The following is a 13,336-nucleotide window of genomic DNA, read 5'->3' as shown; positions in this document are numbered from 1 at the left end:
CTCAACCAGCTGTGGGACGGGCCCTAGTTATCGGAGTCGTCGCCCTCGGCGAGTTCCGGGGTGACCTCTCTGGTGGCCATCCCGCCGGTGCCGCCGTGGTCGGCCGGGCCGGGGTGGGCCACGTCGTCGGAGTCGTCGTCGGAGTGGTGTGACGTCTTGGGGTCGTTGTCCGCCGCCATCGGAGGCCTCCTCGGGTCGGGCGTCAGTCTGGGTCCGACACCAGGATGCCAGTTCTCGCCCGTCAGGGTCGTCGATCGGGGGTGGCGCCGGAGGCCGTCCACGAATGCCAGGTCAGGTCGTGCACCGCGATCACCGCCCCGGCCGGTCGATGCTCGCGGTACTGCGTATATTTGGCGGCGAGGGCATCGACGCCGTGGGTCCCGAGCGTCGTCGACGCGTCGACGACCTGCGCTGCGCCGTCCACGCGCACCCACCACAGCGCTGTCCAGTCGTCGGTGTAGTGATCGACCAGGATTGACACCCGCGGGTTGGCCGCGATGTTCGCCAGCCGGCGTAGCGCTCGGGTCCGTTTGGGTTTGTGGTCGACACAGGTGAAGAGCGTGTCATCGGCCAGTGCGAACACGATCGGCACAAGATGCGGTACACCGTCGGCGCCGCTGGTGGCCAGTCGGGCGACGCGTGCCGATCGGAAGGAGTCGTGGACCGGGAACTCCGAGGTGGACACGGCTCGACCTTCTCACACCACCGTGGCCGCCCCTGCGTAACGGGGGAACTGCGGCGTTCACGGTCCGGACCGGACGCTGCGCGCCTACTGTGTCATACATCACACCGAGGGCGCGGGGCGGCACGTCGGGTGAATGCGAGAGCTGTCAACCTCGGAGGAGTGCGATGACCGCCGGTCAACTGACCCTTCGCGACCTGCTGGTAGGAGCGGTCGATCGCTTCGACGACCGCCCCGCAGTCACCTCGGGCGGCGAGACCCTGACATATGGCGAGCTCGCCACCCAGGCCAACGGGCTGTCCCGGTTCCTCGTCGAGTGCGGCGTGGCGCCGGGGACACCGGTAGCGCTCATGATGAGCAACGGCCTCGAATACGTGGTCGCCGACCAGGCCGTCCTGCGTTGCGGTGGCGCCAAGGCGCCGCTCAACGACCTTCTCGGCGTGCGCGACGCGGAGTACATCCTGCGGGACAGCAGTGCCGTCGTCGCCATTGCGACACCGTCGCAACTCAGCCGCGCCGTGCCGGTACTAGCCGATCCCGAGACGGCGTTGCAGACGCTCGTCGTCGTCGGCCCCGAGCCGCCCGATCCGCCGCCGGGTGCGGTCTCATGGGACGACGCGGTGGGCGTCGGCGCGCACACCCCGCCCGAGATCGCCGTCGCGCCAACCGATGTGGCACTTCTGGTCTATACGGGCGGAACCACCGGCGCGCCGAAGGGCGTCGTCCACGCCCAGGCCGGCTTGGCGCTCAATGTGCTGTCACATGTCGTCGAGATCGGATTCGGCGACGACGAACGGCTGGTGATCACCTCACCGCTGCCACATTCGTCGGGGCTGCATCTGCAGGCGGGAATGGTCAAGGGCGCACACGCCTTCGTCGAGTCCGGCTTCGACCCGCAGATCGTGCTCGAACGCATCGAAAGCGACCGGGCCACCTTTCTTTTCGCCGTCCCGACAATGATCTACCGGCTCCTCGACCACGTGCGGATGGTCGTCGCCGACCGTGACGCCGACTTCTCGTCGCTGCGCACGATCCTGTACGGCGCCGTACCGATCACCGTCGACCGTCTCACCGAAGGGCTGGCCACGTTCGGCCCGGTGTTCATGCAACTCTACGGACAGACCGAGGCGCCCAACTTCATCACCCGCCTCACCCGCGAGGACCACGATCCGGCGCGGCCCGAGCGGCTGACGAGCTGTGGGCGTCCGATCGCGATGGCCCGGGTGCGCATCGTCGACGACCACGACAACGAATGCCCGGCCGGAGGGATCGGTGAGGTGACCGCGATGACGCCGTACACCATGACCGGGTATCACGGGCTGCCGGAGAAGACGGCGCAGACCGTCCGCGACGGCTGGCTGTACACCGGTGATCTCGGGCGCGTCGATCCCGATGGCTACCTCTACCTGGTCGACCGCAAGAACGACCTGATCATCACAGGCGGGATGAACGTCTACTCCACGGAGGTCGAGAACGCCATCGCCGAACTCGAGGGCGTCGCCCAGGTGGCTGTCATCGGTGCCCCGCACCCGGATTGGGGGGAAGCCGTGATCGCCTGCGTCGTCTCTGCCGGCGCCCTGAATCCCGACGAGGTGATCGCGCACTGTCGAAAACGGCTCTCCCGCTACAAGATCCCCAAACAAGTGCGGTTGGTCGAGGAACTGCCGTTGACCGCACTCGGCAAACTCGACAAGAAAGCGCTGCGCGCCTACGTCAGCGGAGACAACGAATGATGCTCCCCCATCGTGACATAGCCACCCGTCACAACAACAGTAGAGAATCACCCGGCAAGGAGGCCACCACCATGAAACTCGCTCTCTATCTCCCCAACTTCCGAGACAAGGTGACCGTCGGCGAACTCTCCGAGCTGACGGACCTGGCCGAGGAACTCGACTTCGATTCGGTGTGGACACTGGACCGCATCATCGTTCCCGAGGCGTCTGACCGCGGTGAACTGCAGTACGCCTTCGGCATGATGGACGGCTTTCCCAAACAGCTCCCGGTGACCGCTCACGGTGAGTTCCTGCAGGGGATGCCGCTCATCCCCTGGCTGGCCGCCAAGACGTCGAAGGTGCGCATCGGCATGAGCATCATCGACACACCGTTCCGCGCACCCGGCGTGCTTGCCGCCGAACTGGCCACCATCGACCATCTCTCGGATGGCCGGCTCAACGTGGCTGTCGGATCCGGTTGGATGCCCGAGGAATTCGCCGCGGCGAGCGCGAGCGCGATCTTTCCGCGTCGACATGCCCACGTGCGCGAGACCATCGAGATCATGCAGGGTATCTGGACCAACGACCTGTTCGAATACCACGGTGAGTTCGCCGACTTCGAGAAGAGCGGCTTCGGGGCCAAGCCGTTGCAGAAGCCGTTCCCGCCCATGTACTTCAGCGGTCTCAAGGATGCGCGACGCTCGGCGTTGCGTGTCGCCAAGTACGGGATGTCGGGCTGGATCGGAATCCAGGATTCCCCAGCGGAACTGTCCAAGTGGCGCACCGCGATCGCCAAGGAACTCGACGACATGGACACCGACCGCACCATCGACGACGTGCAGATGTGCAGCATGATCTGGTTCGTCATCACCGATGAGAAGACCGACCAGTCCGACAACGGGAAACTGACCAATCTGCTCGCCGGGACGGCCGAGCAGATCACCGACATCCTCAAGCGGTATGCCGAAGCCGGTCTGGACATGCCGCTTTTGTGGCCGCCGTTCACTGACGTTCCCGTGTCCAAGACCCTCGACGACCTCAAGCGGCTGACCGAGGAGATCATGCCGAAGGTCGATGCCGGTTGATCGGCGTGCGCCGGCGAGCGTGTCTCCGATGACCGGATAGGCGGCTGACCCCACGTAGACTCGGCATCCTGCGGGGTCGAGGAGAAGGGTGAGGCGGTGTCGCTGGCCGATCGGATCGACGACTTCCAGAACCGGCACCCGAAGACCGGCTTTCCACTCGCCGTCGCCTACAAGTTCTTCGACGATCAGGGCGGTTACCTCGCTGCCCTGATCACCTACTACGGCTTCATCTCGCTGTTCCCTCTGCTACTGGTCTTCACCTCCGTTCTCGGCCTCGTCCTCGAGGACAACCCCGAACTCCAGGAGCGCATCGTGGATTCGGCGCTCTCCCAGATCCCGGTCATCGGTGATCAATTGGGTCAGCCGGGCCAGCTGAGTGGCAGCACCCTGGCGGTGGTGATCGGTGTGGTGAGTGCGGTGTACGGCGCGCTGGGCGTCTCGGTTGCCATCCAGAACGCGATGAACATCGTCTGGACGGTCCCCCGCAACGAGCGGCCCAACCCGATTCAGGTGCGTGTCAAAGGCGCCCTGTTGCTGGCGACGGTCGGTCTGGTGATCATCGGCTTGACCGCGCTCAACGGGGTGTCCGCAGCGATCGACCTCGGCTCCGACGGCCGGGTGCTCGCGACCGTCGGCACCCTGTTGCTCTACATCGCGGTGTTCGTGTTCGGATTCCGCTTCGGCACGGCACGGGACGTGAGCATCCGCGACGTTCTGCCCGGCGCGGTGGGTGCTGCGGTCGGGTGGCAGATCCTGCAGACCTTCGGCACGGTCTTCATCCAGCGCGTCATCGCCAATTCCAGTGCCACGACCGGGGTTTTCGCTGTTGTCCTGGGTCTGCTGGCGTTTCTGTACATCGCAGCGGTGATGGTGGTCATCTGCCTGGAATGCAATGCCGTTCGTGTCGACAACCTGTATCCGCGATCGCTGCTGACGCCGTTCACCGACAACGTGACCCTCACCCCGGGTGATGAGGCGGCCTACTCCGCGCAGGCGCGTGCGCAGCGCACCAAGGGATTTCAGGAGATCGATGTCACCTTCGACACCGATCGCCACCACACGCAAGAGCAGGAAACCGGCCAGCACGACACCGGCCGGCACCGGAGATGACCGCCATACGCGGCGGCGTCGGGTGGGAAGGCGCTCAGCGTCGCACCTTTCAGCGTTCCTTCAGCATTGGTACCGCACACTGCCGTGGGGGGACAAGGGAGTTGGACGTCAAGGGAGTTGACATGGTGCGGTCTCATCGATCCGTAGCCGCGGGACTCGTGGTGATCGCCGCATTGTCGGCGCCTGCCCTTCTGGCAGCGCCCGCGTCGGCGCAACCGACGCCGGGGATGCCCGCGGGTGTGAGCGGGCAGCCGGCCCCGCCGCCAGGTGCCATCGCGTGGGCGATCGCCCGAAATCAGCTCACCTACTGTTCCCTCATCTGCCCGCACATCGTCGACGGCCTTGTCGAGGTGCCGGTCGCGCTGGTCCGGGCGCCCGGCGTCTATGCGCAGGCACGGGCACTGACGGGATCTGCCGATCGCGCGCTGGGTATCGCGTCGGCGTCGGTTACCGCCCCGGCACGATCGGCGATGACCGGGATCATCGACAACGATCTCCAGATCGTCCTGCCGCGCGCGCAGAACGCCTTGGAAGTGGCTGTCGTCGAGGTGCTCACCGTCAACGACACTCTGCAGGCCGGAGCGCCGCCGTCGGTCGTGCGCCGCGCCGTCGACGATGGACGAATCGCCATCCTCGACGCCCTCAACGCCCCGGTCGTCGCGGATCCGCCGCAGATCGCGCGGCCGTCGACGCCGGCACAGATCGCCGCGGTCGACGCCATCGAGGTGGGTTCGGCGGTCTTGTTCCAGGCGCCGGAGATCGTGATGGCCGGCGCCACCGAGTCGGCCGACATCGCCGCCGGACATCTGGCCGTCCACGGTGATCCGCTGGCGGCGCGCCGGGCCGGACTCGCCCATCTCGACCGCACGATCGCGCAGGCCGACCAGGTGATCGGCGATGCGTCGCGCAACCGGCACGCGCATCGCTGACCTCGTCAGCGGGCGAGCCGGGCGGCCAAACCGTAGCGTCGATCTGCGTGACGTTTCGCCGATGACGGCGGCTGGGTCGACGAGCCGTGCGTGTGCGCCGCTATCCTCAACCGGGTCGGGTCGAATCGCGGTAGCCAGGGGCGGGTGAAAATGAGCGCAGGCAGATGCGGTGACGACGATCGACGCGGTGACGACTCCCTACTGACCCCCGGGCGCAACTGCTATGGCATCGCGCGGGCCGAGCGCCTCGCCTGCATCATCGACGCGCAGGACTACTTCCGGTACGCCAAGACCGCCATGCTCAGCGCCCGGCACCGGATCATGTTGATCGGCTGGGACTTCGACACCCGCATCGAGTTCGAGCCGGACGGGCAGACGGTCGATGGACCCAACCAGCTCGGCGCCTTTCTCGATTGGCTGCCGGCTCAGCGGCCGGGTCTCGACATCCACCTGTTGAAATGGAGCGTCGGCGCCCTCACCGCCATCACCCGCGGCATGGCGCCGATCTTCCTGACCAATCTCCGCACCAACCGGCACCTGCACCTCGAGATCGACACACGGCACCCGCTTCGGGCCGCCCATCATCAGAAGATCGTCGTCATCGACGACCGCGTCGCCTTCTGTGGGGGCATCGACATGACGGTCGACCGCTGGGACACGCCGGCCCACCGCGACGACGAGCCGCACCGGACCGAACCAGGGGGCACGCCGTGCGGTCCGTGGCACGACGCCACCACAGCCGTCGACGGTGACGCCGCCCGGCTCGTCGGCGAGGTGGCGCGCGCCCGGTGGCGATCCGCCACCGGCGAAGATCTGCCGCCGGTCCCCGACGACGAGTACGATCCCTGGCCGGCACAGCTCAGCCCGACCCTGCGCGATGTGGATGTGGCTGTGGCGCGCACACTTCCGGAACTCGGTGACCAGTCCGAGGTGCGCGAGATCGAGCAGCTCTACCTCGACGTGATCCGCCGAGCACGCCGCCGGCTCTACGTCGAGAGCCAGTATCTGGCCGCGCGGTCACTCGCCGAGGCGATCGCCGAGCGACTGCGCGAACCCGACGGGCCGGAGGTCGTCGTGGTCCTCCCCCGCCACGCTGACGGCTGGCTGGAGCGCAAGGCCATGGACGGTGCCCGCAAGCGCCTGCTGCACATGCTCTGGGAGGCCGACCAGCACAACCGATTCCGTGCGTACTATCCCGTCACGTCGGCCGGTGAACCGATCTATGTGCACGCGAAAGTGCTTGTCATGGATGACGTCCTGCTACGCGTGGGGTCGTCGAATCTGAACAACCGCTCCCTCGGTCTCGACAGCGAATGTGACCTCGCCATCGAGGTCACCGACGCCGATCCACGCGCCGACGAGCACCGGGCGGGCGTGCTGGATGTGCGTGACACGCTCATCGCGGAGCACCTCGACGTGACCGACGAGGCGTGGCGCGCAGCGCTGGATCGCCGGGGCAGCCTGATCGCGGCGATCGAGGACCTCCGCGGATCAGGGAAAACCCTGGCCGCCTTCGACGCCGACACCGTCGAAGGTGAGTCGAGCCCGCTCGCGGAGAACGATCTGATGGACCCCGAAAGCGCACGCGGAAATCCGGTGCTGATGCGCACGATCCGCTTCTTGGCGGGCCGGCCGCTGCGGCGGTTGCGGGTGTGATCACCGCGGGCGAAGATCACGGAGGTCGCTGAGCCGCCACCGGGCGCCGGTGCGGACGTTAGGGTGGGGTGATGCCCTTGCTCCTCGGCCCGATCCTGCGCCACGTCGGAGAAACCACCGCCACCGTGTGGGTGCAGACCGAAGCGAAGGCCACGGTCGAGGTCCTCGGCTCGCGGGCCGACACCTTCGAGGTACAGGGAAATCACTACGCCCTCGTGGTCGTCGACGGACTCACCCCGGACACCACCGTCGAGTACGGCGTTCGGGTCAACGGGACCGATGCCTGGCCGCAACCGGATTCGCCGTTCCCGCCGAGTGTCATCGCAACCCGCGGTGCCGATGCGACCCGACATCAGCGCTGGGTGTTCGGCTCGTGCCGCTACCCCAAGACCGGTGACGAGGCCCTCGACGAGAAGCTGGGCATGGATGCCCTGGACTGCTATGCGACACGGCTGACGAGACGTCCGGTCGAGGAATTGCCCGACGCGCTGATCCTGCTCGGCGATCAGGTGTACGCCGATGAGCTGACCCCCGACACGCGTCGTCGACTCGCCGGACGACGACGCGGATCCACCCGCGTCAACCGCCCCCCGGACGAGGTGGTGAGCTTTTCCGAGTACGAGGAACTCTATCGGCACACCTGGAGCGATCCCGAGATCCGCTGGCTGATGTCGACGGTGCCGACGGCGATGATCTTCGATGACCACGACATCCGGGACGACTGGAACACCTCGGCGGCGTGGCGCGCGGAGATGGCCGCGGTTCCGTGGTGGCGGGACCGCATCCGCGCCGGACTCGGCGCGTACTGGGTGTACCAGCACCTCGGCAATCTCTCGCCGGCCGAACTCGCCGACGATCCCGACTACCGCACGGCGCTCGGCACCGAGGGCGATTGCTGGCCACTGCTGGTCGATCTCGCCGATCGCGCCGACGACGACACGTCCGGTCACAAGGGACTGCGCTTCAGTTTCCGATGGGATCTGGGGCGGACGCGCCTGATCATCGTCGACTCGCGCAATGGCCGCATCCTGTCCGGTGGGCAGCGAAAGATGTTGAGCGACGACGAGTTCGACTGGCTCGCCGATCAACTCGAGGATGACCCGGCCGGAGTCGACCATCTCGTCCTCGGGTCGTCGTTGCCGTGGCTGCTGCCGCCGGCACTCGGCGACCTGCAGTCGATCAACGAGATCGCCGCGGCGCGCCCCGGGCTGCGCGGCCGGTGTGGTGAGAAGATCCGGCAGGCCACCGATTTCGAGCACTGGCCGGCGTTCTTCGACTCCTTCCGTCGGCTCAGCCGCCTCATCACCGACGTGGCCGCGCGGCAAACGGATCCGCCGGCGTCGATCTCGGTGCTCTCCGGCGACGTCCACCACAGTTATGCGGCACGCGTGGACGGCGCGCACGGCACGCCCATCCATCAACTGGTCTGTTCACCGGTGCACAATCATGTTCCCGCGTATGTGAAACCTGCTCTGGCCCATGCCTGGTCACCGCGGGCGGCACGACTGACCCGGGCGTGGGCCCGTCGGTCCGGTGTGCCGGCACGTCCGGTGAACTGGACCAACGTCGCCGGTCCGATGTTCGGCAACACCATCGCCACCCTGATCGTCGACGGGCGTACCTCGCGAGTCACCTTCGAGCAGCCACGCGCCGACGGCAGCCTCGTCGAGCGTGCCGCGGTGCCCCTCACGTGAGTACTACGCTGCGACTATGAGCCCCTCACCTGAGTCCTCGACCACCAACGACGTGGACATCAAGCCCCGCAGCCGAGACGTCACCGACGGCCTCGAACGGACCGCGGCACGCGGCATGCTCCGCGCGGTCGGCATGGGTGACGACGACTGGGCCAAACCGCAGATCGGGATCGGGTCGTCGTGGAACGAGATCACCCCCTGCAACCTGTCGCTGGACCGGCTGGCCACCTCGGTCAAGGAAGGTGTCTTCGCCGCCGGTGGCTACCCTCTCGAATTCGGCACCATCTCGGTGTCCGACGGCATCTCGATGGGACACGAGGGTATGCATTTCTCGCTGGTCTCGCGCGAGGTGATCGCCGACAGCGTCGAGACGGTCATGAGTGCCGAACGGCTCGACGGGTCGGTGCTGCTCGCCGGTTGTGACAAGTCGCTGCCCGGAATGCTGATGGCGGCCGCCCGGCTCGATCTTGCGAATGTGTTCCTCTACGCCGGCTCGACGCTGCCCGGCTATGCCACGCTGTCCGACGGCTCGGAGCGGCAGGTCACCATCATCGACGCCTTCGAGGCGGTCGGGGCGTGCTCGCGCGGGCTGATGAGCAGAGCCGACGTGGATACCATCGAACGCGCCATCTGTCCCGGTGAGGGCGCCTGCGGTGGCATGTACACGGCCAACACGATGGCCAGCGTCGCCGAGGCGCTGGGCATGTCGCTGCCGGGTAGTGCGGCGCCGCCCGCCCCGGACCGGCGACGCGACCAGTTCGCGCGCCGCAGCGGCGAGGCCGTCGTCGAACTCCTGCGTTGCGGCATCACCGCGCGCGACATCATGACCTTCGAGGCGTTCGAGAACGCGATCGCGGTGGTCATGGCCTTCGGCGGATCGACCAACGCCGTGCTGCATCTGCTGGCCATCGCCCACGAGGCCGACGTCGCGCTCAGCCTGGCCGACTTCTCCCGAATCGGTTCGTGCGTACCGCATCTGGCCGATGTCAAGCCGTTCGGTCAGCACGTGATGACCGATGTGGACCGGATCGGTGGCGTGCCGGTGGTGATGAAGGCGCTGCTCGACGCGGGCCTGCTCAACGGCGACTGCCTCACCGTCACCGGCAAGACGATGGCGGAGAATCTAGCCGACATCGCGCCGCCGGACCCGGACGGAAAAGTGTTGCGCGCCATGACAACACCGATCCACCCCACCGGGGGTATCACCATCCTGACCGGTTCGCTCGCGCCGGGCGGTGCGGTGGTGAAGTCGGCCGGCTTCGACTCCGACGTCTTCGAAGGTGTGGCGCGCGTGTTCGACCGGGAGCGTGCCGCGATGGACGCCCTCGAGGACGGCACCATCACCGCCGGTGACGTGGTGGTCATCAGGTACGAGGGGCCCAAGGGCGGTCCGGGTATGCGCGAGATGCTTGCCATCACCGGCGCCATCAAGGGTGCGGGTCTCGGCAAGGACGTGCTGCTGATGACCGACGGCCGGTTCTCCGGCGGCACCACCGGCCTGTGCGTGGGTCACATCGCGCCCGAGGCCGTCGACGGCGGGCCGATCGCCCTGGTACGCGACGGCGACCGGATTCGCCTCGACGTGGCGTCGGGCACGCTCGACATCCTCGTCGACGAAGATGAGATGGCTTCTCGGGCAAAGGGATTCACCCCGCTTCTGCCCCGGTACACGCGGGGTGTGCTGGCGAAGTACGCCAAACTCGTCACCTCCGCATCTCGCGGAGCGATCTGCGAATGACCCAGGTGGTCCGGATCCCGCCGGTCCCGCCGGGGGTGCGGTTGATCGTCAGCGACATGGATGGCACCCTGCTCGACGAGGCCAAACGGATTCCCGAGGGACTGTGGCCGGTGCTCGACGAGCTCGATCGTCGCGGAGTCGTCTTCTGTCCGGCGAGTGGGCGGCAGGCGGCGACGCTGCTGCACCAGCTCGGACATGCCGTGCCCGGTCTGGTGGTCATCGCCGAGAACGGCGCGGTGGTGGCGTGCGGTACGGAGAAGCTGAGCGTGACCGCACTCGACGACGATGTCGTCGCCGCAGTGCTCGACGCGGCACGCGAGTTGGAGTCGACGGCGTCATCGGACGTGGGTGTGGTGTTGTGCGGTCCCGACGTCGCCTTCGTCGAGCGTTGTGACACACCCTTTCTCGATCAGGTGCGGCCCTACTACTACGCACATGAGGTGGTCGAGGACCTCACCGCGGTGCCCGGACCGTTCGTGAAGGTCGCGATCTACGACTTCGGCGACGTCGAAGACGTGACGGCGCCCGCCTTGACGGCGTTGCCCGGTGCGATGGAGGTCGTGGTGTCGGGTCGCAACTGGCTCGATGTCATGGCGCCGGGTGTCGACAAATCGGTCGCGGTGCGGGCGGTGCAGAAGAGCCTGGGGATCGGTACCGGGGAGACCATGGTCTTCGGTGATTATCTCAACGACCTGGCGATGATCCGGGATGCCGAGTGGTCCTATGCGGTGGCCAATGCGCATCCCGAGATCCTCGCGGTCGCACGGTATCTGGCGCCATCCAACGCAGACAACGGGGTCGTCCGCACGATCCGCGCGGCGCTCGGCGAGCCCGCGAGCCGGTGAGGTCGCAAGCGGCGCAGGACCTCAAAGCCTGGATTGCGGAAGAGGATGCGGTTAGGGTCGCTAAGGGTCGGTGCAATAGCGCGCAGATCCGGAGAGTGCTCTGAGAACCGAAAGGGAAATCATGAAGCAGACCTTCCAGCGAGTCGTCGGCGTCGCCGCGGCCACCTCCATCGCCCTACTCGTCGTAGCCGGTTGTAGCAACGACGACAGCAGTGACTCGGCCGCCTCGTCGTCGACGGTGTCGATGGCCGAGAGCGCAACCACGTCGGGCAGCGCGGCCGCCGTTGCGCCCGTCGAACTCACGGCCGCGGACGGCTCCACCGTCCGGCTGACCGGCCCGATCGCCGCCAAGTACGCCGCGGCGACCGAGAAGCAGAAGACCGACCTCGGCAAGCCGTTGACCGGCGAGGGCGCGGCCGGAACCGGTGCGAACGGGGTCGTCTTCCAGCAGTTCGACGGTGGTGTCATCACCGCCAAGAACGCCGATGATGCCACCCCGGCCTACATCACCTGGGGCAAGATCCGCGACGCGTGGAACGTCAAGCGCGACGAGTCCGGGGCTCCCGCGGCCGACGGCAAGGGTGGCTCGCAGGGTCCGCTCGGCGTCGCGACCAGCGATGAGACCGAGGAGGGCACCGTCAAGACGTCCACCTTCGAGCACGGCAAGATCACCTGGGACTCGGCGACCAACAAGGTCGAGGTGACCGTCAACGGCAAGGTCGTGCCCACCGAGTGACCACGGACCGGTCCGCGCCCCCACCCGCGGTTCGCAGGTGGGGGCGCTGCACTCGGTGCGGGCTTCTCGCGAACACGCGTCAGTCGTCAGGTGCGGACTCACCGCGCGTGCGCCGAAGTCGCCTGCCCTCCTCGATGAGTTCTCGGTCCTTGGCGTCGTTCTTCTCCGAGGCAGTGGTGTCACGCGGCGGGGACTGCAGCGACCTCTCCGCCGGTAGCCCCGCCTGGAGCTGGCGCCCGCGCACCAGTTCGGCGTCGATCTCGGCGCCGAACAGCAAGGCCAGGTTGGTGATCCACAGCCAGAGCAGGAAGACGACCACACCGGCCAGCGCCCCGTAGGTCTTGTTGTAGCTGCTGAAGTTGGCAACGTAGAGACCGAACAGGACCGAAGCGAGGATCCACACCACGATCGCCACGGTGGCCCCGATGCTGATCCACCGGAACTTGGGTTGCTTCACATTGGGTGTCGAGTAGTAGAGGATCGCCACCACGAGAATCGCGAAGATCAGCACCAGTGGCCAGCGGGCGATGTTCCACACCGTGAGAGCCGCATCGCCGGCTCCGATGGCATCCCCCACCGCTTTCGCGACAGGTCCGCTGATCGCCAGCATCACTGCGATTGCACCCGCCATCAGCAACGCCACGGCGGTCACCAGCAGCATCTGGGGACGCAACTTCCAGATCGGCCGTCCCTCGTCGATCTCGTACATCCGGTTCATGGCGCGGCCGAACGCGCCGACATACCCCGACGCCGACCACAGCGCGCCGGCCAGACCGAGGACCAGCGCGAAACCCGCCGATGGCGCACTGACGAGTTGCTGGACCGGATCGCGCAATGTGTCGACAGCCGAGGACGGCCCGACGTCGTCGACCATCTGCAGAACGGCATCCACGGTGCGCTGCCCCTGACCGAAGACACCGAGCAGTGAGACCACGGCGAGCAGCGCCGGGAATAGCGACAGCACCGCGTAGTACGTCAGTGCGGCGGCGAGATCGGTGCACTGATCGCGGCTGAACTCGCGGGCGACCTTACGGGTGATGTACCACACCGACGGGCGGGTGAGATCTGTCGGGGAATCCGGCAGATCGTCGCTCTCGGGGTCGGGTGGGCGGGCATCGGTGGTCGACATGGCATAGCTGTACCCGCTCG

General features: G+C 67.1%; 12 protein-coding genes. 9 read left to right on the top strand and 3 right to left on the bottom strand.

The window, feature by feature from the left end:
- Positions 1 to 23 precede the first annotated feature (23 nt).
- Both GBRO_RS26315 and GBRO_RS12595 read right to left on the bottom strand, forming a co-directional pair.
- Positions 24 to 179 carry a hypothetical protein gene (locus GBRO_RS26315; protein ID WP_012834330.1) on the bottom strand — a complete coding sequence of 52 codons (156 nt, stop codon included), beginning with the start codon at positions 177 to 179 and terminating at the stop codon, positions 24 to 26.
- Between the two features lie 62 nt (positions 180 to 241).
- Positions 242 to 685 (bottom strand): TIGR03668 family PPOX class F420-dependent oxidoreductase, encoded by a 444-nt coding sequence (locus tag GBRO_RS12595; protein ID WP_012834329.1) that lies wholly within the window; start codon positions 683 to 685, stop codon positions 242 to 244.
- A gap of 164 nt (positions 686 to 849) precedes the next feature.
- On the opposite strand from GBRO_RS12595, the gene GBRO_RS12590 reads away from it, so the two are divergent.
- From GBRO_RS12590 to GBRO_RS12550, 9 genes are all read left to right on the top strand, one after another.
- On the top strand, positions 850 to 2,415 hold the full coding sequence (locus tag GBRO_RS12590; protein WP_012834328.1) for an AMP-binding protein: 1,566 nt from the start codon (positions 850 to 852) through the stop codon (positions 2,413 to 2,415).
- Positions 2,416 to 2,486: 71 nt separating this feature from the next.
- On the top strand, positions 2,487 to 3,479 hold the full coding sequence (locus GBRO_RS12585) for an LLM class flavin-dependent oxidoreductase (protein WP_012834327.1): 993 nt from the start codon (positions 2,487 to 2,489) through the stop codon (positions 3,477 to 3,479).
- 96 nt (positions 3,480 to 3,575) lie between these two features.
- Positions 3,576 to 4,589: a YihY/virulence factor BrkB family protein gene (locus GBRO_RS12580; RefSeq protein WP_012834326.1), complete on the top strand. Its 1,014-nt coding sequence runs from the start codon at positions 3,576 to 3,578 to the stop codon at positions 4,587 to 4,589.
- 122 nt (positions 4,590 to 4,711) lie between these two features.
- Complete coding sequence (locus tag GBRO_RS12575; protein ID WP_012834325.1) at positions 4,712 to 5,518, top strand: hypothetical protein; 807 nt, start codon at positions 4,712 to 4,714, stop codon at positions 5,516 to 5,518.
- 150 nt (positions 5,519 to 5,668) lie between these two features.
- On the top strand, positions 5,669 to 7,174 hold the full coding sequence (locus tag GBRO_RS12570; RefSeq protein WP_052298265.1) for a phospholipase D-like domain-containing protein: 1,506 nt from the start codon (positions 5,669 to 5,671) through the stop codon (positions 7,172 to 7,174).
- Between the two features lie 71 nt (positions 7,175 to 7,245).
- Positions 7,246 to 8,868 (top strand): alkaline phosphatase D family protein, encoded by a 1,623-nt coding sequence (locus GBRO_RS12565; RefSeq protein WP_012834323.1) that lies wholly within the window; start codon positions 7,246 to 7,248, stop codon positions 8,866 to 8,868.
- A 16-nt stretch (positions 8,869 to 8,884) separates the two neighbouring features.
- Positions 8,885 to 10,606, top strand: coding sequence for a dihydroxy-acid dehydratase (gene ilvD / locus GBRO_RS12560; RefSeq protein WP_012834322.1), 1,722 nt, complete (start codon positions 8,885 to 8,887; stop codon positions 10,604 to 10,606).
- A complete protein-coding gene (locus GBRO_RS12555) occupies positions 10,603 to 11,451 on the top strand; it encodes a Cof-type HAD-IIB family hydrolase (RefSeq protein WP_012834321.1) in 849 nt (282 codons plus the stop codon). Before ilvD ends, GBRO_RS12555 begins: the two co-directional genes overlap by 4 nt.
- 121 nt (positions 11,452 to 11,572) lie before the next feature.
- On the top strand, positions 11,573 to 12,187 hold the full coding sequence (locus tag GBRO_RS12550) for an LGFP repeat-containing protein (RefSeq protein ID WP_012834320.1): 615 nt from the start codon (positions 11,573 to 11,575) through the stop codon (positions 12,185 to 12,187).
- Positions 12,188 to 12,266: 79 nt separating this feature from the next.
- On the opposite strand, the gene GBRO_RS12545 is transcribed toward GBRO_RS12550, so the two are convergent.
- The gene (locus GBRO_RS12545; RefSeq protein ID WP_012834319.1) at positions 12,267 to 13,316 is read right to left on the bottom strand and encodes a YihY/virulence factor BrkB family protein; all 1,050 of its coding nucleotides are present in this window, start codon (positions 13,314 to 13,316) and stop codon (positions 12,267 to 12,269) included.
- Between the last annotated feature and the right edge of the window lie 20 nt (positions 13,317 to 13,336).

Origin of the sequence: Gordonia bronchialis DSM 43247, assembly GCF_000024785.1 — a bacterium.
Lineage (GTDB): Bacteria > Actinomycetota > Actinomycetes > Mycobacteriales > Mycobacteriaceae > Gordonia > Gordonia bronchialis.
This window is presented reverse-complemented; position numbering and strand designations above follow the sequence as displayed.